The organism is Aeromonas allosaccharophila (genome assembly GCF_000819685.1).
Lineage (GTDB): Bacteria > Pseudomonadota > Gammaproteobacteria > Enterobacterales > Aeromonadaceae > Aeromonas > Aeromonas allosaccharophila.
In genome coordinates, this window is the sequence record NZ_CDBR01000025.1 from 112129 (window position 1) to 130258 (window position 18130).

Here is an 18130-nt window from a genome sequence, read left to right on the forward strand (position 1 = left end):
TGGTATGAATGCAGTAGGGATCGGCATCCTTTATCTGGTGCTGGGCAACATGGTGGCGGTCTTTTCCGATGCACTGGTCAAGGTACTGGAGCCGGATCAGCCCATCTTCCAGTTTGTCTTTTTCCGCCAGCTCTCGGCCGCCCTTCTGCTGATGCCCTGGCTGCTCTGGTCATGGCGCCGCAACCCGCCAGTCGCCATCAAGTGGCACCTGCTGCGGGCCCATATCTGGGCGGTTGGCGTCTGCCTGATGGTGGTCGCCCTCACCCGCTTGCCGCTCGCCACCGCCAATGCCCTCTTCTATGCCGCGCCGCTGATGATGGTGCCGCTGGCGGTGTGGATGGCGGGAGAGGCGATCTCGCGCCAGAAGGTGCTGACCGCGCTGCTCGGCTTTATCGGGGTACTGATCGTACTGCGCCCAACCGAAGTAAACTGGGCCGCACTGGCGGCGCTCGGGGTGGCGCTGTCGATGGCGCTCAACAACCTGCTGATCAAGCGGATCCCGCTCAAGCAACCCATCGCCCAAACCCTGTTTTTCACCAACGTGCTGAGCATGCCCTTCATTCTGGCGCTGGCATTGTGGGAAGGTGGGGACTGGCAGTGGCAGATGTGGTGGCCCGCCTTCGGCTCCTCGGCGCTGATCATGGTCTATGCGGGTTTGTGCGTGGTGGCCTATCGCAAGGCGGAGGCGAGCAAGATCGCCTCGGCGGAGTACACCGGCCTGCTGATGGCTGTGGCCATCGGGGTATGGCTGTTTGACGAGCAGCCGGGGCTGCCTCTGCTGCTGGGGTGCCTCTGCATCATCTTGCCGCTGGTTGCCATGGCCCGCAGCAAACCCAAACCGCTGGCCGAACCGGCTGTTTAACAGCTCAGGGTCACTCCAGCAAAGGGGCGACCCTTTGCTGCAGATGGGGGACGATCTCATCCTCGAACCAGGGATTCTTCCTGAGCCAGAGGGTATTGCGCGGTGAAGGATGCGGCAACGGCAGCCAGCCGGGGCCATAGTCGGCCCAGCTGCGCACCGTTTCGGTGAGCGACCCCCTGGCCGCCCCCCGCAGGTAATGGGCCTGTGCATACTGGCCAATCAGCAGGGTCAGCTCGATGTTGGGCAACAGCATCAATACCTTGTCGTGCCAGGTGGGTGCACATTCGGGGCGCGGCGGCAGATCGCCGGATTTTCCCCTGCCGGGATAGCAGAGCCCCATCGGCATAATGGCGATGCGCGACTCGTCGTAAAAGGTGGCCTTATCGACCCCGAGCCACTGGCGCAGCCTGTCACCTGAGGGGTCATCCCACGGGATACCGCTGGCATGCACCCGGGTGCCGGGCGCCTGACCGATGATCAGCAGGCGGGCACTCTCGGCCCCGCGGATCACCGGACGAGGCCCCAGCGGCAGATGAGCCTCGCACAGACGGCAGGCCCTGATTTGCTCAAACAACGTATCGATTTTCTGCATGATGTTGATAGTACCAGCATTTCCCTGTTTTCCCTCTTGTGGAAACAAGGCGCGCCCCCTACTATCGCCATGGGTGTTTAATTTAATAAACGGACAATAATGAAAAACTGGCTAGGTACCGGCACCGCGACCCTCTCCTTCATCCTGTGGGGGATGCTGCCGCTCTATTATCAATTCATGCCCGAGGTCAACATGTGGGAGCTGATCTCCCACCGGGTGCTCTGGTCTGTGGTGCTGCTGGGCGTCCTGTTTCTGCTGCTTGGCCACAAGGTGCCGTGGGCACAACTGCGCAGCGAGCCGCGCCAGCTCGGCCTCATTCTTCTGGCGGGCCCCGTGATGTCCATCAGCTGGTGCATGTTCACCTGGTGCCTCACCACCGGACAGGTGCTGACCACCAGCCTCGCCTTCTTTATGACCCCACTGTTCAATATCGTATTCGCCGTCATCTTCCTTAAAGAGCGGCTCACCCCGCAAAAGCATCTGGCGGTCGCGCTGGCGCTGGCAGGGCTCGCCTACATGCTGTTCTGCTACGGCCAGCTCCCCTGGTTCTCCCTCATCATGGGGGCCAACTTCGCCTGCTACGGCCTTATCAAGAAGAAGATCCACTACGACACCGGCACCAGCCTCTATCTGGAAGCCATGGTGCAGTTGCCCGTCGCGCTGATCATCATCGGCACGCTGGCGTGGCACGGGGAAGGGGCATTCGTGAACGGGGATCTGGCCGACAAGCTGCTGCTGATGGGCAGTGCCCCCGCCACCCTGCTGCCAGTGGGGCTGTTCTGCTACGCGGTGGCAAGAACCCGGATGAGCACGGTGGGGTTGCTGCAATATATCGAGCCCAGCCTCGCCTTCCTGCTCGCCATCTACTGGTTTGGTGAGGCGCCGGACCCCATCAAGACGGTCGGCTTCGCCTTCGTCTGGTCGGGCTTGCTGGTGAGCCTGCTACCGCTGCACCGGCTCAAGCGCCGCCCTCAGGGCGTACCGCGATAGGACTCCAGTACCTGGTGCCAGCGGGGATCCCGGTCCATCTGCTCGGCGATATCGTTGAGACGAGCATGGAGATCGGCACGAGATCTGGGCACCAGAATATGGCGGGTATAGCTGGATTGGGGAAAGGGCGAGACAAACAGCTTACCCTCATAGGCCGGGACATGGGTGAAAAACGCGAGGGCCGACCCGGGCACCAGAGTCACATCGATGCGCCCGCGCACCAGCAGATCCAGATTGATCTTCACCTTCTTGGCATCGTGGCGCACCAGGTCCCCCCCGGCGGCCGCCTCATCGATCCCCTGGTAGCGATAGCCCTCCACCCCGCCAAACACCAGCCCCTTGAGAGAGTCTGGCCCGCGATAGGTGATCGGCTTGTCGATGCTCGAGATCAGCTCGTTGGTGTCGCGCATCACCGGAAAGGTCCAGAGATAGCGCTCGCGTTGGGGATCCCCCACCCAGGCGGGATTGACCCAGACCACCAGACCGTCGAAGTCGGGATCCGACATCTCCAGCGCCAGCCGGGCGCGATTGACCAGCCAGAGTTCGATCCTGGGTTCCCCCCCCAGCTTTTCATTGAGATACTTAACCAGCTCGTGGCTCAACCCAGCCTCTCCACCGGTATTGAAGGGCGGATGCTGATGGTAATCGTAAAGACGGAGCGTCTCCCCCTGAGCCGGGACCGACAACAGTAACCACAACCAGAACCAGACTCTCATCGCACCTCCTTGAGCTGCTTTGAGTTTGGCACAGAGACGTTGAATGAGAGAGTCCGCGACCACCACACCCGCGCCGCAACCGCCCGAACCCTCCCACTGGTCTGTCTATATGGTGCGTACCGCCACCGGCCTGCTCTATACCGGGATCAGCACGGACCCACTGCGCCGCCTGCGCCAGCACCAGAGTGGCAAGGGCTCTCGCGCCCTGCGCGGCAAGGGACCGCTGACGCTGGTATGGCAGCAGGAAGTCGGTGAGAAGGGGGCAGCCCTGCGCATCGAATATCGCCTAAAGCAGCAGCCAAAATCCTTCAAGGAGCAGCTGATCCTGCACCCTGCGCTCTGGCAGAGCTGGAGCCCGCAATGGTTACCCGCAGCCACCCGGCCTTGAGGATGACAGGCAAAAAAAGGCCACTCAATGAGTGGCCGGAAAGGGGAAATCAGGGAGCATCACACAACGTCTTGCACAACCTCAGGCAGGTTACAGGTAGGTATTGGAACGCTTGCTGCGGTTGCTGATCAGCCAGCAAACCGCCAGCACCAGCAGCAACCAGGGAGCCAGCTTGATGATCAGAGCAAGCATGCCACCCAGCGCCCCAAGCAGCACAAACAGGCCGCTCACCAGCAACATGGCTACCAGGGTAAAACCGGTCAGTGCCATGACCAGCAGCACCACCAGCAAGATGAAAAATTCCAGCATAACTTGCTCCTTATCAGTACCTTGTCTGCCGGCTGGTCAACCCTTCGGTCAATCCAGCCAGCGCTTCAATTCATAACGGGGCGGCATCACCAGCACCGCCAGCAGATAGGCGGCCAGTGCCAGCGGCGGCATCAGGATCAGGACGAGCAGTGCCACCACCCGCACCGTGACTCTGGAGACCCCCAACCGCCTGGCAATCCCGGCGCAGACCCCGGTCAGCTTGCGATGCACCAGATCCTTGGGCCAGGGGCTCATGATTACACCTCCGCCTTCTGGCCTTTGAGGCGAGCCAGCTCGCGCTCGATCTCGTCATTGAGCTCCAGCTCGCGGAACTGGGCCTCCAGCGAGGGATTCTGCCCCAATGTGGCCGCCTCCAGCTGGGCTTCCAGCTGATCGACCCGGCCCTGAAAACCGTCAAAGCGCGCCATCAGCTCGTGCATGCGCTGGTTGTCTACCTGAGCACGGGCACGAATGCGGCTGTGGGCAGTCTGCTCGCGCAGGGTCAGCAGTTTCTGCTTCTCGCGGGCCTCGGTCAGCTTGGCCGCCAGTCGCTCGCTGTCGGCGGTGAGCTGGGCCAGCACCTCGGCCACCCGGGCCTTGTCCTGCTCCAGCTGTTCACATTTTTTGGCCTCCGCCAACTTCTCGGTGAGGGCGGCACGGGCCAGATCCTCACGCCCTTTCTGGATGGCGAGCTCGGCCTTGGCCGACCACTCCAGGATCTGCGCCTGCAACGCCTGCTGGTGACGCTCCAACTGTTTCTGTTCGGCAATCACGCGGGCGGCCTGGGTTCGCATCTCGACCTGTACCTGCTCCATCTCTTCGATCATCAGGCGCAGCATCTTTTCCGGCTCTTCACTCTTGTCGAGCAGGCTGTGCAGGTTGGCATTAATCACGTCGGTCAGGCGGCTGAATACGCTCATGGTCTGGCTCCTTGTTGATGGGATGGCTATCTCTCCCCATTGCATTACAAGAGCCGTGCCAAGAAAAATTATTGTTGTTTTACATATAGATGGGAATTTATTGAGGAAATTCAAGAACGGTTTGTTGGTGAAAATAGCCAACCAAGTGGTGATTTTAACCAACAAAAAAGGGAGCCAGTGGCTCCCTTGTCGATTCAGCTGCGCTATCCGTCAGGCGGCGTGGCTGTGGCCCAGCTTGCTGTCCAGTTCGGCCAGCTTGGCCTCCATCCGGGCACGGCAGGTGTCGGAGAGATCGCGAATGCCGCTGGCACCGTGCTCCTTGCTGCAGACCGGCGCCATCACGTCCACCAGCACTTCGCCGTTGTCCCAGCGATTGAGGTCGATCTGGCCGAAGTAGCTGGAGCAGACGATGGGCACCACCGGCACCTCAGCCTGCACCGCAGTGTGGAAAGCACCCGCCTTGAACGGCAGCAGACCGCGCCCCTTGGAGCGGGTTCCCTCCGGGAACATCCAGATGGAGGTGCCGCGATTCTTGATCCGATCCACCACCTGACCGATGGTGCCGATGGCACGGGAGCGGTTGGAGCGGTCGATCAGCACGTTGCCGGAGAGCCAGAAGATAAGGCCGAAGAGGGGCAGCCAGAGCAGGCTCTTCTTGCCGACCGCCACCACACCAGGCTGTACCGCACCGGTCACGGTGAAGATGTCGAAGTTGCTCTGGTGGTTGCAGACGTAAACCGCCGGGCCGACCGATTTGACCTCATCGGCTACCGTCACCTTGACTCGCAGCCCGATCAGCGGACAAACCGCGTGATACATGCGGGCGAAGACATAGACGTTGTTGGGATGACGCGGACGAACCAGACAGAGCAGCAGGCCGAACAGGAACCAGAAAATGAGCAGCAGACCAAGCAGCAGCACACGGGCAATTTTGAGCATCGAACACCTCGAGTTTTAACTCGGCGCAGTATACTGATCCCCCTTTTAGCGAACAAGCGTTCGCCAGACAGAACTGACCACCCCGCATCGTACATATGGTCTTATCGAATCCCGCTGACTTGCCCCTGACATTATTGATCGATAGGATATGCACCATTCAACAGGGTAGGGCGAGCATGATTTTGCGACAACGCGTGGCGACAAGACTCCTGCTGCTGGTCTGCATTCTGGTGCTCAACTGTGCGGCCCAGCCGCTGGCCCGGCTGGCCCAACTCGATCAGGCCCTCAGCTGTCAGGCACTGCCTGTGCCAAGCGCCGCGATGGATCAAGAGGATGCCAAACCGGCCAGCCCGCAGCCCACCAGTTGCCAGCTCAACGGCAAGTGGCTGAGCGCCGCTACCCTGCTCTGCGTTGAACAGATCTTCTTTGCCATCGCCTTCGTGATTACCCTGCTGGCGCCGCTGTCGCGCCGCTCACCAGCGTTGCCCCCACCTCGGAACATATCTCCGCCTGAACGGCGACTGCATCTTACTCTCTGTGTCTGGCGAGAATGAGTTAGCCGCGGTTTACACCACCCTAACTTCCATTTTCAAGAGACAGAAAAAATGTCAAACATCATCAAGACGGCCCTGTTGATAGGCGGTCTGCTGTGGCAATCCATGGGATTGGCCAGCGACACCGGCTGGCTTGCCAGTCCCCAAAACGATCACGCAAAAGTGCGGCTGCAAGCCGACGCCCGTGATCCCGTCCAAACGCGCGTGCTACTCAGCCTGGAGCTCGAATCCGGCTGGAAAACCTATTGGCAGAACCCGGGGGAAGGCGGCATTGCCCCTGAAATATTCTGGGATGACCCGCAAGCTGCGCAGCAGTGGCATTGGCCCGTACCGGAGCGGTTTGAGGTCAGCGGCATCTCGACCCAGGGCTATCAGAAGACCGTCAGCCTCCCCATCACGCTTGCCCACAGCCGCCGCGAGGCGCTGACGGGCACCCTGCGCCTTTCAACCTGTAGCAATGTCTGCATCCTGACTGACTACCCCTTCACCCTGGCACTGGATGGCACTGCGCCGGAAGGGTTCGACTTTGCCTACGCCCAGGCGATGAGCAAGCTGCCACAAGCCATGCCGGAGACCGTCATCCTCAAAGCGGGTTATCAGCAAAACCAGCTGCAGCTGACTGCCGACAACCCGCAGGGTTGGCAGGATCCGCAGATTTTCCTCCAACGGCTGGAGGGCGCCGAATTTGGCAAACCCGAGCTGGAGGTGCAAGACAACACCCTGATCGCCCGCATTCCGGTCAGCGATGGCTGGCAGGGCGATGCGCCCGACATCCGTAACCAGCCACTCGGCTTGGTACTGGCCAACGGTGAACAGGCTTGGCAGAGCGAACTCAAGATAGGTGACCCGCTAACCCTGCCGAGTCAGGGGCACTCGCTGCTCTGGCTGCTGGGCGCCGCCCTGCTGGGTGGCCTGATCCTCAATCTGATGCCCTGCGTGCTGCCAGTGCTGGCACTGAAGCTGGGGTCGGTGTTGCAGCTGGAAACCCGTGAGCGCCGTCCGGTTCGCCTGCAATTTCTGGCGGCCAGTGCCGGGATCATCGCCTCCTTCTGGATGCTGGCAGCCATGAGCACCCTGCTGCGCGCCACGCAAGGCGCCGTCGGTTGGGGCATCCAGTTCCAGAGCGTCTGGTTTATCGGCTTTATGGTGGTGGTGACGGCGCTGTTCTGCGCCAACCTGCTGGGGCTGTTCGAGATCCGGCTGCCCAGCGCTCTCAGCACCCGCCTCGCCACCAGCGGCGGCAACGGCCTCGGCGGCCACTTCCTGCAGGGGAGTTTCGCCACCCTGCTCGCGACCCCCTGCTCCGCCCCCTTCCTTGGCACCGCGGTCGCCTTTGCGCTGGCAGCGCCACTCGGTCAGCTGTGGCTGATCTTCACCGCGCTTGGCCTCGGCATGAGCCTGCCCTGGCTGCTGATCGCCGCCTTCCCCCGTCTTGCGCTCTGGCTGCCGAAGCCGGGCCGCTGGATGGGGCGACTGCGCATGCTGCTCGGCCTGATGATGCTGGGATCCAGCCTCTGGCTGCTCAGCCTGCTCGGCAACCATGTCGGTCAATTCTGGATGCTGATCCTGATGGCGCTGATGCTGGCCGCCCTGCTGCTGGCCGTCGTGTGGCGCCATGGCATTCGGGGCGTGACCCTGGGGTTGGCGCTGGGCTGCTTGCTGGGCGGGGCCCTGCTGCTGGGCGGCGCCTTTACGATGGAAGGAAAACCCCAGCGAGATACCGTCAACTGGCAGCCTCTCACGGAGCAAGCCATCCAGGATGCGCTGGCCCAGAACAAGCGGGTCTTTGTCGATGTCACCGCCGACTGGTGCATTACCTGTAAAGCCAACAAATTCAACGTACTGCTGCGAGATGACGTGCAAAACGCGCTGAGCGCCCCCGATGTGGTGGCCCTGCGCGGGGACTGGAGCCGCCCCTCTGCCAGCATCGCCGACTTCTTGCGCCAACGCGGTAGCGTGGCCATTCCCTTCAACCAGATCTACGGGCCCGACCTGCAGGGTGGCGAGATCCTCTCGCCCCTGCTGGACCGCCCGACCCTGCTTGCCACCCTGGCGCAAGCAGGCATTGCCACTTCTCAAGGAGACACCAAATGAAATCAACCCTGAGCGCCCTGCCCCTGTTGGCCTCTTTCTGTGCAGCCCTGCTAACCCCGGCTCTGCACGCCGCCCCCTTCACTGCGGAGCAGGAGGCGCGCATCAAGGAGCTGATCCGCGAAACCCTGATTGCCAACCCCAAGATCCTCGACGAGGCGGCCGAATCCTGGGAGAAGCAGAACGCGGCAGCCCAAGAGGCGCAGCTTGGCAACTTCATCAAGGGCAACAAGGATGTGCTGTTCAACAGCGCCACCAGCCCGCGCCTCGGCGCCAAGAATCCCAAGCTGACACTGGTGCTGTTCACCGACTACAACTGCCCTTACTGCAAGCAGTTCGATCCCCAGCTGACCAAGCTGCTCAAGGCCTATCCGGACGATCTGGGGCTGGTGATCAAGCTGCTGCCGTTCAAGGGGCAGACCTCCGCCAAAGCGGCCCAGTACAGCCTGACCCTGTGGCAGCAGGATCCCGCCCGCTTCCTCGACCTGCATGACAAGCTGATGAGCAAGCAGGGGATGCTGACCGAGGCGGATATCAACAAGGCGCTGGCGGCCACCGGCAATGTGGCGCTCAAACCGGAGGGCAAGGCGACCGAGGAGCTGCGCAACAGCCTGCGCATCGGCACCATTCTGGGGGTACAGGGCACACCGGCGACGCTTATCGGCAACCAGCTGGTGCCGGGCGCCATCCCCTATGAGGAGCTGGAGCAACTGGTGCAGGCCGAACTGGCCAAGCTGGGGTAAGGGATGACAACAATCAATCCTCAACCCCGCTGGCGACGCTGGGGCAAGGAGGCGCTCTGGCTGCTGCTGATAGCCATCGTCATCTCCACCCTGATGGATCTGTGGCGCAGCCCGACCCTGCCTGAAGGGGCGATGAGCGCCCCCGTCACCCTGCAGGATGGCAGCAGCACGGATCTCGCTACCTTAAGTCAGGGCAAGCCGCTGCTGGTCTACTACTGGGCCAGCTGGTGCGGCGTCTGCCGTTTCACCACCCCGACCGTGCAGCAGCTCTGGCAAGAGGGTGAAAACGTGCTGACGGTGGCGCTGCGCTCCGGCAATTCGGAGCAGTTAGGCAAGGGGATGAGCAAGAAGGGGCTCACCTTTGCGACCCACAACGACCAGTCGGGAGAGCTGGCCGCCAAGTGGCAGGTGGGCGTCACCCCGACCTTCCTCGTCATCAAGGATGGCAAGCTGGTGAGCAGCACCACCGGCTGGAGCTCGAAGTGGGGCTTGCAGCTGAGGCTCTGGTGGGCGTCGCTCTAGCCACACCACATCGTTGCCTTCAACATGGCCATCCCAACCGGATGGCCATTTTTTCATCGCCTTCCCGTGCGCGGCCCTTGCACTGGCCAGACCGACTGGCAACAATAGACGCTCAACTGACACCTCTTCATCCCGCCCCTTAATTCGTCGCCCAATTCATCGCTTTGGGGGGCCGTTTCCGTTAAAATGACGGGTTTTTGCCGTGCCTGGTTTGCCAATCCCCACCATCAGGCACCCGCAGTGTGAATCCGATGATGCCAGTGATGCAGGATCTGCCATGAACAACTACTTTCGGGTGCTGGGCGTCAAGTCCAACGCCAACGAAAACGACATCAAAAGAGCCTATCGCCGGCTGTCGAACCAGTACCACCCCGATAAGCTGTTAGGGGCGAGCGAAGAAGAGCGAGAGCTGGCAGCCATCAAGCTGCACCAGGTAAAGCAGGCCTATGAAGTGCTGTCCGACCCGAAACAGCGCGCCGCCTTTATCAAGGATTTCAACAACGTTATCGTGACCGATCCCGCTGCTGCCATGCAGGAGATGTGGGATCAGTTCTACCCCTGATGCCTACGCAGGAAAGAAGAGCCACTATGCAAAAAAAATGGGATCAGGCGCGTATCAAAGCGCTGATAAGTGATGCCAGCGAGAACATCGAATCCTATCGGGATCAGGATGACCCCAAGGCGCTGGAACAGTTCACCGGCCAGATGAAGACCCTGCTGCTAGCCGATATGAGCATGCTGGAGTTTATGCCCGAATATCTGCCGCTGGCCCTCTATGGCCGAGTGCAGTTCCCGGCCAAGACCAAGCCCGAGTGGAACAAATGGCTCACCGGCGGCGTACAACCCTCATGGGACGAATTCAAGGTGTCGGTGGCGTTCAACAATGCCGATCTGCCGCTGGTCAAAGCGGTACGGGCCCAGAGCGAAGATCAGCTGATCGAAGCCTGCGCCGTGCTGTTCCAGCTCGACAACCCGCTGCCGCGCGGTGGCCGCCGTGCCGATGACGACTATGAACTGCGTGACGACGAAGATGAAGACGGGGAAGATGCCGACGCCGACTACAACGGTGATGGTGACGACGACGGCGATCAGGATATGTACGACGAAGTACGTTTCTAATTGGGGCAACGCATGAACAACAGTCTGATAGAAATTACCGCCATCGAGATCAAAGAGCTGGCTGTTATCGAACCGAAGCAGGCCAGCGAAAAGTTCGAGCTGATCGCCAAGACCATGTCCGATGAGCAGCTGGGCGAAGTCATTGAACAGATCGATATCGTCACCCTGACCCAGATCAACGGCCAGCATGACATGTCATTCCCCTCCATCATCGCGGAACTGATGACCCCGGAGCGGATCCGCGACATCGTCTGCCAGCAGCCGCTCTACTGGGAAGAGGCGATCAAGAACAACGCCGACGAGCTGCAACAGCACACCTTCGACTTCCTCAACTACCTGATCCGCACCCAGGATAGCGAAGCGAAGCAGCGCGAGATCCTCGAGTGCGTCGCCGACGATCCGGCCGGTCTCTTCTACCTCGCCATCCCCTTTATCGAGTTCTACCGTGGCGATCGCTACGAGGATGAAGAAGGCTTCCACGACCCCCTGCACGCGGAAGAGGAAGATCTGGAAGAGGCGCTCTCCTACAGCAATCGCCAGCAGAGCGAAGATGCCCATGACTACGCGCTGGATGACCCGCGCAGCCTGCTGATGCTGATCCGCGAGCTGACCCCCGAGGTGGAGAAATCCATCAAGGCGCTGCTGCGCAACGAGCACTCCAGCTGGGAAGGGATCATCAACAAGTTCGCCAGCGAGCTGGTGATGCAGGCCAAAGAGAAGAACAAGGTCGAGGACGAGTACGCCGAAGTCGACGACATGTTCAGCTTTCTGGATTGAGGAACCCCGCAATGCAACTAGTGATACGCGACGTCAATCAAGGCCCCTTTCTCACTCAGGTGCTGCGCTTTGGCCGCGAAAATGAACGGCTGACCGACCAGCAGCTCGCCGCCATCAAGGGCAAGGCGGTGCTGATGAGCCTGAAGTTCGCCGACAAGTACTACAACAAGTATAAGATGCACCTGCTGGAGCAGGCCGCCCACGACGTGATCGGCGTGGTGAGCCTCGGCCTGCAGGAGCTCTCCCAGCGCGACACGGCTAAAGCGCTCGCCCTGCTGCAAGCGCCGGAAGGGCCCATCAAACCATTCCAGAAAGGCTGGTCGATGCTGATCTCCGTCAGCAGCAAGCAGCCCGGCGGCAACAACCTCTTTGGGGATGTGGACGCCCGTCTGCTGGACAAGATCTCCAGCCCGCCGGACGTGGAAGAGTGGCAAGGGTGGCAGGAGTACGAAAAAGCGCTGGCCGAGCATAACAAGGTCCGCCTGATGACCCTGCTGGATCAGCACTGCTTCGCCTGCGAAAACGACCACCCGACCATGGAAGACAAGCTGGCCGAAGCGCTGCTCTACCGCATTCTCTGCGGCAATGGCAGCGGCGCCGCCAAACTCAAGGTGAAGCAGGATCTCAAGCGCAAACTGGCGCGGGAGATTGAGCTCAACGAGGCGTGGTACGACACCGACTATCTGGCCGCCCAGCTGGAGCTGCTGCTGGCAGAGCTGCCGGGCGAACTGATCGCCGGTCTGCGTCAGGATCTCAGCAAGGGGTTTGTCCCCAACCTGCTGCACACCCTCGGCTTTGTGCGCCAGTATCAGCTGCTGCAAAAAGAGAACGCCTCGCCGGAGAAGCTCGACAACTTCGAGATGCGCGCCGGTCTCAAGCACCCGCTGCTCGGCTGGCCGCTCTACCACGACTTCTAAGGCCGCTTTCGTCGCCCCTTAAGTCGCACCACAATCAGTCGCACCACAACGCCCGGCCCGCCGGGCGTTTTTATATCTGCTGCTTTGTGTGACAAAACAAGTACAGGATGAATCACAACGGCGGGTAATTAACATAATCCACAACAATTTCTGTGTTTTGCTGTTCTGCATATAGAATCTATAAATATTTTCCAAACACAACAAGGAGCTATTTGATTCCTTTTGTCATTTGGATAATATGGACACAATTCTCTGCAGACACTTAATTAAAATCAATTTACACATCTATTTTTAACTGCCGTTTATATGAAGGTTTTTATGAAAACAAAATATGCCGTTATCGCGATCAGCCTCTTCTTGTCACACGCGGCAAACGCCGGCCCTTATGGCGATGAACTAGCAAAATGCCTCATAGAATCAACAACCAAAGAGGATCGCACCTCCCTCGTTCGATGGATGTTTGCTTCCGCAGCTGCGCACCCAGCAGTGAAATCAATTGCAAACGTGTCACAAAAAGAACTGGATAAAGAAAATGAAACGACTGGCAAGTTATTTACAAAAATATTGACAAAGTCATGTAAGGAACAGACGACAAAAGCACTGGCGTATGAAGGAAACGCTACAATTACCACCAGCTTCCAACTGTTAGGTCAAGTTGCAGCAACCGAGCTATTCTCAAGCCCCGAAGTACAAAAGGCAATGTCCGGACTTGAGAAAGGTCTTGATAAATCCGAACTGTCAAAATTAGCACCAAACCTAAGTAATAAGTGATCAATCCCAATGGTAAGACTCCATTGCTTTGCCGCTTTGGAGTTTTTAAACCGGCTCAGTCTGCAGGCCCGTCCTCTTCTGCGCAGCTCTGCCTCCCCCTCCTTCAATGTTTATTCACCCAATGCCCAGAGATGAATAAATGACATGCGACGCAACAGCCGGATTGTCGTGACGTGATGGGGTAATAAACGGGATGAATATCGCACCACACCGCATAAATTGGCACAAGAAGACCGACAAGATCACATCAGACGTACCGCAATCGCATGGTAAATCGAGCTGAAATCACGGTCTCGCCCGCATAAAAAGGCGGAATAGATCAATAAAAAGCAATTAATCGCGCCGGATTAAATTTAAGGTCTGGCAATTTGATCGGGCTGGTCGCTAAATGACAGACCAGCCTTGAAACCAGCATGGAAGCGCCAAAGGCTAGCCGGCAGCAGACCGGTACGCTCTCAGGATGAGTTGTGATTTTCTCTTCTCACAGGAGACAGACCGTGAGCGCTTCGACACCACACCCTCATCACGCCGCCGTCCCACCCGGCTCAGGCGCCCTGTTCTTTATCCAGACCTTCGCCACCCTGGGTTTTGCCGTGCTCTACTCCACTTTGGTGCTCTACGCCACCAAGCGACTCGGCTTTAGCGAATCCCAGGCCAACGCCATGATGGGGATCTTCGGCGCCTTCAACTACGGCCTGCACCTGTTTGGCGGCTACCTCGGCGGGCGTTACCTCAGCAACCGCAACCTGTTCGTGATGGGGATGGTGTTGCAGGTGATCGGCTGTTACCTCATCGCCGAGATGGGCATCACCGGCCTCTACTGGGGGCTCGCCATGTTCCTTACCGGCAGCGGTCTCAACGTCACCTGCCTCAACATGATGCTGACCCAGCGCTTCGCCCCGGATGATCACCGCCGCGAGAGCGCCTTCCTGTGGAACTACGCCGGGATGAATCTGGGCTTCTTTATCGGCTTCTCGGTGGCGGGCTACTTCCAGCTCACCGAGGATTACCGCACCCTGTTCCTGTTCGCGACGCTGGGCAACGTGCTGGCCATCATCGCCACCCTGTTCTTCTGGCCGATTCTGGCGGATATCAACACCCCGCTGCGCCATATCAAGGGGCGCGGCTTCTACCTGCGGATGCTCGGCGGCCTCGCCATTCTGGCTATGCTGGTGCCGGCGCTGCGCCTGCTGCTGACCCACGCCAGCTTCAGCGGCAGCTTCGTGCTGATGCTGGGGGCCGTGGTGCTGGTGCTGCTCTGCGTGATGACCGCCCGCCACCCGGACGCCGCCGAGCGCAGCCGCATGGTGGCCTACCTGATCCTCGCCCTTGGCTCCCTGATCTTCTGGTCGCTCTACCAGCTGGCGCCCATGGGGCTGATGCTCTTCTCCGAGCACAACATCAACCTCAACGTGTTCGGGTTGCGGGTCGCCCCCCAGTGGATCCAGAACATCAACACCATCGTCATCGTCATCGGTGGCCCACTGATGGCGCTGCTGTTCAAACGGCTGCGCGAGCAGGGCTGGAATATCGATATCCCCTCCCAGTTTGCCGCCTCCCTGTTCTGCATGGGGCTGGGGATGCTGGTGCTGCCGATCGGCATTCATCTGGCAGGGGCTGACGGGCTGGTCGCCTTCAAGTGGATCGCCATCAGCTATGTGCTGCAGAGCCTGGGCGAGCTGCTGATCTCCCCTATCGGCTACGCCATGATCGGCAAGCTGGCCCCCGCCAGCCTGCAAGGTTTGATGATGGGCTGCTGGATGATGGTGACCGGCGTGGCCTCGGTGCTGGCGGGCTATGTCTCCGGCGCCATGCCGCAAAATATCGGCAGCACCCCGCTCGCCACCAACCCGGGTTACAGTTCGGTATTCAATATGCTCGGCTGGGGCTCGCTGGCGGGCGGCGTGGTGTTGCTGCTGCTGGTGCCCCGCCTGCGCCAGCTGATCGCCTCGAAGATCACCCCGCCACCGGCAGGAGCTGCCATTCCCGTCTGATCGGGTGCGGGCCAGCCATGTAACCGGCCCCAACCAGACTGAACGGCTGAATCAGCAACGCTGCTGCTAATACAAAGGGCCCCGTCATTATGGATGGCGGGGCCCTCTCGTTTTGGCAGGTTTGATGGCCCGCACCGGTTGGCTAATCCCTGTTCAGGCTTCGCTAATCAGCGCAAATCCCCTTATCCAGCAAGGCAATCCGGTTACCTTCAGAGTCCTGAAACTCGGCCACCGTGATGGCTTCTCCCACCCGGGTCACGGGGTAAAGCAACCTGGCGCCCGCCGATAGGGCATCCGCCATCACCCGCTCAATATCGTTCACCGTCAGATAAATACGCGTGCCATCCAGACTCGGGACATAACTCTCCCCTCTGGCCAACGCACCAGAGCAGCCTTCGGCACCGTCAATAAGCGGAAATAGCGCCATTTCATTGCCATCGATTTGCACTCGTTCGAACTCGATATCAAAAACGGCAGAATAGAAGGCGATTGCTCGCTGCATATCCGTTACCGGAATCTCGAAATGCATCCCAATATTGACCATCGAACCCCCTCCTTGTTAGTGAGCGATAGCGCCGTGCAGGCAGGATCATGCCCCCATTATTGCCATGAAGCCATCCATCAGATCCACGCAGACGGGGCAAAAGACGAGATGGTACGCTGAGAAGCACGAGTTCGCTGGGGACAAGAGACAAACCATGTGCTGTGGGGCGACCTGCACAACCCATTGCCGCTGCGACCTCGCGGGGCACAACCTTGGTGTACGATTGTCTGCACCACACCCGAATACATATCGAGAGACGCCATGAGTGAAGATCAATCTGCCGCCATGCCGGTATTGAATGACAAGGATTGCTATGGTTTCGAGCGCAAAAGTGCCGGGGATTTTCCCTTTTATCGCGAGGGGCCCCATGCATTATCTGCCCGCCACTGGGTACTGCTCCTGCTGGGTGCAGCTCTGGGTTTCTCGATGCTGACGGTGCCTGTCGCATTTTTTAAAACCACCATGGGCGGCTTTGTGCCCGCCATCCTGTTCCCGCTAATTCCGCTGGCTGTACTCGCCATCATGGTGGGTAAAGGGTGGCGCGCCCTGTTTCGCACGCCGACATGGCGGGATGTTCTGTTGATGGTCGCCATTGCTGGCGCCAATATTCTGGTCTCCTTTACCGTGGCATTGTTGCTGCAGCTTGTTTTCAAGATGAATGCAAACCCGGCCAACGCCCTGCTGGCAGAGGCCTCCGATACGGCACTCATCCTCTTTTATTTAAAAACGGCCCCGCAGCTGTTCGGTGAGGAGGTGGTCTCCATCTTGCCGTTTCTGGCAGTGCTCTGGTGTTGTCACCAAAGACTCGCCATGACGCGCAAGCGTGCCATTATCACCGCCTGGCTCTGTACTGCGCTTATCTTCGGAGCGTTGCATCTGCCCACTTATGAGTAGAATTTCGTGCAATGTTTTCTGGTTATCGGAACGGCCCGCATTGTGCTGCTCAGTGGCTACCTCATTACCAAAAATATTTGGGTATCGACCGGCGCGCACATTATCAATGACTGGCTGCTGTTTACCATCATGGCGGCATTTCTGGGCGCTCACGCCGCCGGGTAGCGGCAATCCGTGCAATCCATTACATCGGCAATTTCGCGGATTCAATAACGGTGCAATTTCATTGCACCCTACGGTTACCTCCCCTCACCCTAACCCTCTCCCAAGGGGAGAGGGGACAAGTACCTGCCAACCTTTAGCCATAGCTGTCACGCCATTCCAAAATTGCCGCGATCTGAGCTCCCTTCTCCCACTCTTTGCCATAAAACAGGGGGAGAAGGGCTGGGGATGAGGGGGAGCGAGCCATCGACAAGCAGCAGAGCGTCAAATAAAACAGAGGCGGTAGGGTCGATTAGCGCAGCGTAATCGTCCGCACCGCAATCTCGGTGGCTATGGACATAGAGAAGAGATCAGCTGGAGCACCAACAAAATAGCGGCAACCTGTTTTCGCGATCGTCTGATTACGCTTCGCTAATCAGACCTACGGGCATGCACCTGCCAACCTGTAGCCGTAGCTGTTACGCCATTCCAAAATTGCTGCAATCTGGGCTCCCTTCTCCCCTTGCGGGAGAAGGGTCGGGGATGAGGGGGAGCAAGCTATCACAGCAGTAATCGACATGCGGTAGAGCATTGAATCAAGTCGGCTCGCTCAGCTAAGCGTAATCAGAATAACAAGAGTTATATTTCTTTCGTCTCCATTCCCCGTCCATTATGCAAACAATATTCACCTGAAAAACCAAGAGTTCTTAAAATATACTCACCAATCAAGTCCCGCCCTTGTGAATACAAAATAAAAACACTCTCTCCATTTGCTAACGATATACCTTCATGTATTAGGCTATTGCGTTCCCTCAGAATTCCACAAGGCAACTCCATGCCAACATCAGAGAGCATTCTTTTAATCAATAAAGAGCTATCTTTAATTTTACAATCACTATCCCTATAATAAAACCAACCATCTTTAAATTGGTGGCCATTAGCTTTCGCATATGTGGACTTTAAGCATTCAAGCAATGTGTAAAATAGTGATAACTTTATCTCGACTTGCAATTGCTTAGCGTCAGCTGTTGTAAAATAGTCAATAACAACGTTCAACCGCCTTGTATGATAGAGCTCATCAAATCGAACCCAACAGCTTTCAATGAATCTTTTTATCAACAATCCATTGGTAGCACTTAATAGTGGTGATGCACCTGAATACACACCGATAACTGAGAGCTGTTTGCCATATGATGGTTGATTATTTGTGCTTTCTATGTATGAGTAAAATACAACCTGAGAGTTTAGCGCAAACGACAACATATAAGATAGTTTGACCATACTAGTTTCGAAATGTGATATATCCTCCACCCCTTTAACTAAAGCACTAGGGAAGGTGCGAATAAG

Annotated in this window: 22 protein-coding genes; 14 read left to right on the forward strand and 8 right to left on the reverse strand. The window is 58.5% G+C overall.

What is annotated here, in order from left to right:
* Window positions 1-4 precede the first annotated feature (4 nt).
* Window positions 5-862, forward strand: a complete 858-nt coding sequence (locus BN1115_RS05805; RefSeq protein WP_042656431.1) for a DMT family transporter — start codon at window positions 5-7, stop codon at window positions 860-862.
* A 10-nt stretch (window positions 863-872) separates the two neighbouring features.
* Here the strand turns inward: BN1115_RS05805 and BN1115_RS05810 are convergent, their stop codons facing one another.
* On the reverse strand, window positions 873-1454 hold the full coding sequence (locus tag BN1115_RS05810) for a uracil-DNA glycosylase family protein (RefSeq protein WP_042656432.1): 582 nt from the start codon (window positions 1452-1454) through the stop codon (window positions 873-875).
* A 99-nt stretch (window positions 1455-1553) separates the two neighbouring features.
* Between BN1115_RS05810 and rarD the strand changes: the two genes are divergently transcribed.
* On the forward strand, window positions 1554-2444 hold the full coding sequence (gene rarD / locus BN1115_RS05815; RefSeq protein ID WP_042061910.1) for an EamA family transporter RarD: 891 nt from the start codon (window positions 1554-1556) through the stop codon (window positions 2442-2444).
* Here the strand turns inward: rarD and BN1115_RS05820 are convergent.
* Window positions 2426-3160, reverse strand: a complete 735-nt coding sequence (locus tag BN1115_RS05820; protein WP_042656433.1) for a substrate-binding periplasmic protein — start codon at window positions 3158-3160, stop codon at window positions 2426-2428. The genes rarD and BN1115_RS05820 overlap by 19 nt on opposite strands.
* 43 nt (window positions 3161-3203) lie before the next feature.
* On the opposite strand from BN1115_RS05820, the gene BN1115_RS05825 reads away from it, so the two are divergent.
* Window positions 3204-3548: a GIY-YIG nuclease family protein gene (locus BN1115_RS05825; protein ID WP_042656434.1), complete on the forward strand. Its 345-nt coding sequence runs from the start codon at window positions 3204-3206 to the stop codon at window positions 3546-3548.
* Window positions 3549-3638: 90 nt separating this feature from the next.
* On the opposite strand, the gene pspG is transcribed toward BN1115_RS05825, so the two are convergent.
* The 4 genes from pspG to BN1115_RS05845 form a co-directional block, all read right to left on the reverse strand.
* Window positions 3639-3857: an envelope stress response protein PspG gene (gene pspG / locus BN1115_RS05830; RefSeq protein WP_005335871.1), complete on the reverse strand. Its 219-nt coding sequence runs from the start codon at window positions 3855-3857 to the stop codon at window positions 3639-3641.
* A 48-nt stretch (window positions 3858-3905) separates the two neighbouring features.
* The gene (locus BN1115_RS05835) at window positions 3906-4112 is read right to left on the reverse strand and encodes a PspC domain-containing protein (protein ID WP_042656435.1); all 207 of its coding nucleotides are present in this window, start codon (window positions 4110-4112) and stop codon (window positions 3906-3908) included.
* 2 nt (window positions 4113-4114) lie between these two features.
* Window positions 4115-4777, reverse strand: coding sequence for a phage shock protein PspA (gene pspA, locus BN1115_RS05840; RefSeq protein ID WP_042656436.1), 663 nt, complete (start codon window positions 4775-4777; stop codon window positions 4115-4117).
* A gap of 210 nt (window positions 4778-4987) precedes the next feature.
* A complete protein-coding gene (locus tag BN1115_RS05845; protein WP_042656437.1) occupies window positions 4988-5716 on the reverse strand; it encodes a 1-acylglycerol-3-phosphate O-acyltransferase in 729 nt (242 codons plus the stop codon).
* Between the two features lie 176 nt (window positions 5717-5892).
* Here BN1115_RS05845 and BN1115_RS05850 point away from each other — a divergent pair, with 176 nt between their 5' ends.
* The 10 genes from BN1115_RS05850 (at window position 5893) to BN1115_RS05895 (ending at window position 15204) form a co-directional block, all read left to right on the forward strand.
* Window positions 5893-6270, forward strand: coding sequence for a hypothetical protein (locus BN1115_RS05850; RefSeq protein WP_042656438.1), 378 nt, complete (start codon window positions 5893-5895; stop codon window positions 6268-6270).
* Between the two features lie 51 nt (window positions 6271-6321).
* Window positions 6322-8364, forward strand: coding sequence for a protein-disulfide reductase DsbD family protein (locus BN1115_RS05855; protein ID WP_042656439.1), 2043 nt, complete (start codon window positions 6322-6324; stop codon window positions 8362-8364).
* Window positions 8361-9104 (forward strand): DsbA family protein, encoded by a 744-nt coding sequence (locus BN1115_RS05860; protein WP_042656440.1) that lies wholly within the window; start codon window positions 8361-8363, stop codon window positions 9102-9104. Before BN1115_RS05855 ends, BN1115_RS05860 begins: the two co-directional genes overlap by 4 nt.
* A 3-nt stretch (window positions 9105-9107) precedes the next feature.
* On the forward strand, window positions 9108-9626 hold the full coding sequence (locus BN1115_RS05865; RefSeq protein WP_042656441.1) for a protein disulfide oxidoreductase: 519 nt from the start codon (window positions 9108-9110) through the stop codon (window positions 9624-9626).
* A 277-nt stretch (window positions 9627-9903) separates the two neighbouring features.
* A complete protein-coding gene (gene atcJ / locus BN1115_RS05870; protein WP_042656442.1) occupies window positions 9904-10188 on the forward strand; it encodes a cold adaptation protein ActJcold adaptation protein ActJ in 285 nt (94 codons plus the stop codon).
* A gap of 26 nt (window positions 10189-10214) precedes the next feature.
* Entirely contained in the window at window positions 10215-10745 is a 531-nt protein-coding gene (gene atcA / locus BN1115_RS05875) for a cold adaptation protein AtcA (protein ID WP_042061898.1), read from the forward strand.
* 12 nt (window positions 10746-10757) lie between these two features.
* Complete coding sequence (atcB, locus tag BN1115_RS05880; protein WP_042656449.1) at window positions 10758-11522, forward strand: cold adaptation protein AtcB; 765 nt, start codon at window positions 10758-10760, stop codon at window positions 11520-11522.
* A gap of 11 nt (window positions 11523-11533) precedes the next feature.
* A complete protein-coding gene (gene atcC, locus BN1115_RS05885) occupies window positions 11534-12439 on the forward strand; it encodes a cold adaptation protein AtcC (RefSeq protein WP_042656443.1) in 906 nt (301 codons plus the stop codon).
* A gap of 318 nt (window positions 12440-12757) precedes the next feature.
* A complete protein-coding gene (locus BN1115_RS05890) occupies window positions 12758-13210 on the forward strand; it encodes a hypothetical protein (protein WP_042656444.1) in 453 nt (150 codons plus the stop codon).
* 497 nt (window positions 13211-13707) lie between these two features.
* Window positions 13708-15204, forward strand: coding sequence for a peptide MFS transporter (locus tag BN1115_RS05895; protein WP_042656445.1), 1497 nt, complete (start codon window positions 13708-13710; stop codon window positions 15202-15204).
* 163 nt (window positions 15205-15367) lie between these two features.
* Here the strand turns inward: BN1115_RS05895 and BN1115_RS05900 are convergent, their stop codons facing one another.
* Window positions 15368-15748 carry a VOC family protein gene (locus tag BN1115_RS05900; protein ID WP_042656446.1) on the reverse strand — a complete coding sequence of 127 codons (381 nt, stop codon included), beginning with the start codon at window positions 15746-15748 and terminating at the stop codon, window positions 15368-15370.
* 261 nt (window positions 15749-16009) lie between these two features.
* Between BN1115_RS05900 and BN1115_RS05905 the strand changes: the two genes are divergently transcribed.
* A complete protein-coding gene (locus BN1115_RS05905) occupies window positions 16010-16642 on the forward strand; it encodes a hypothetical protein (RefSeq protein WP_050070493.1) in 633 nt (210 codons plus the stop codon).
* 780 nt (window positions 16643-17422) lie between these two features.
* Here BN1115_RS05905 and BN1115_RS22535 read toward each other — a convergent pair.
* Window positions 17423-18130: hypothetical protein (locus tag BN1115_RS22535; RefSeq protein ID WP_167335549.1), on the reverse strand; the 708-nt coding region annotated here is incomplete at its 5' end.

What these genes read in the sequence shown, in the direction of transcription:
- atcA (WP_042061898.1), top strand. Translation starts at nt 10,215, where the DNA reads ATGCAAAAAAAATGGGATCAGGCGCGTATCAAAGCGCTGATAAGTGAT.
- rarD (WP_042061910.1), top strand. Translation starts at nt 1,554, where the DNA reads ATGAAAAACTGGCTAGGTACCGGCACCGCGACCCTCTCCTTCATCCTG.
- BN1115_RS05825 (WP_042656434.1), top strand. Translation starts at nt 3,204, where the DNA reads ATGAGAGAGTCCGCGACCACCACACCCGCGCCGCAACCGCCCGAACCC.
- BN1115_RS05900 (WP_042656446.1), bottom strand. Translation starts at nt 15,748, where the DNA reads ATGGTCAATATTGGGATGCATTTCGAGATTCCGGTAACGGATATGCAG.
- BN1115_RS05855 (WP_042656439.1), top strand. Translation starts at nt 6,322, where the DNA reads ATGTCAAACATCATCAAGACGGCCCTGTTGATAGGCGGTCTGCTGTGG.
- BN1115_RS05905 (WP_050070493.1), top strand. Translation starts at nt 16,010, where the DNA reads ATGAGTGAAGATCAATCTGCCGCCATGCCGGTATTGAATGACAAGGAT.
- atcJ (WP_042656442.1), top strand. Translation starts at nt 9,904, where the DNA reads ATGAACAACTACTTTCGGGTGCTGGGCGTCAAGTCCAACGCCAACGAA.
- BN1115_RS05810 (WP_042656432.1), bottom strand. Translation starts at nt 1,454, where the DNA reads ATGCAGAAAATCGATACGTTGTTTGAGCAAATCAGGGCCTGCCGTCTG.
- BN1115_RS05865 (WP_042656441.1), top strand. Translation starts at nt 9,108, where the DNA reads ATGACAACAATCAATCCTCAACCCCGCTGGCGACGCTGGGGCAAGGAG.
- BN1115_RS05805 (WP_042656431.1), top strand. Translation starts at nt 5, where the DNA reads ATGAATGCAGTAGGGATCGGCATCCTTTATCTGGTGCTGGGCAACATG.
- BN1115_RS05845 (WP_042656437.1), bottom strand. Translation starts at nt 5,716, where the DNA reads ATGCTCAAAATTGCCCGTGTGCTGCTGCTTGGTCTGCTGCTCATTTTC.
- BN1115_RS05820 (WP_042656433.1), bottom strand. Translation starts at nt 3,160, where the DNA reads ATGAGAGTCTGGTTCTGGTTGTGGTTACTGTTGTCGGTCCCGGCTCAG.
- atcB (WP_042656449.1), top strand. Translation starts at nt 10,758, where the DNA reads ATGAACAACAGTCTGATAGAAATTACCGCCATCGAGATCAAAGAGCTG.
- BN1115_RS05835 (WP_042656435.1), bottom strand. Translation starts at nt 4,112, where the DNA reads ATGAGCCCCTGGCCCAAGGATCTGGTGCATCGCAAGCTGACCGGGGTC.
- pspG (WP_005335871.1), bottom strand. Translation starts at nt 3,857, where the DNA reads ATGCTGGAATTTTTCATCTTGCTGGTGGTGCTGCTGGTCATGGCACTG.
- BN1115_RS05850 (WP_042656438.1), top strand. Translation starts at nt 5,893, where the DNA reads ATGATTTTGCGACAACGCGTGGCGACAAGACTCCTGCTGCTGGTCTGC.
- BN1115_RS05890 (WP_042656444.1), top strand. Translation starts at nt 12,758, where the DNA reads ATGAAAACAAAATATGCCGTTATCGCGATCAGCCTCTTCTTGTCACAC.
- pspA (WP_042656436.1), bottom strand. Translation starts at nt 4,777, where the DNA reads ATGAGCGTATTCAGCCGCCTGACCGACGTGATTAATGCCAACCTGCAC.
- atcC (WP_042656443.1), top strand. Translation starts at nt 11,534, where the DNA reads ATGCAACTAGTGATACGCGACGTCAATCAAGGCCCCTTTCTCACTCAG.
- BN1115_RS05860 (WP_042656440.1), top strand. Translation starts at nt 8,361, where the DNA reads ATGAAATCAACCCTGAGCGCCCTGCCCCTGTTGGCCTCTTTCTGTGCA.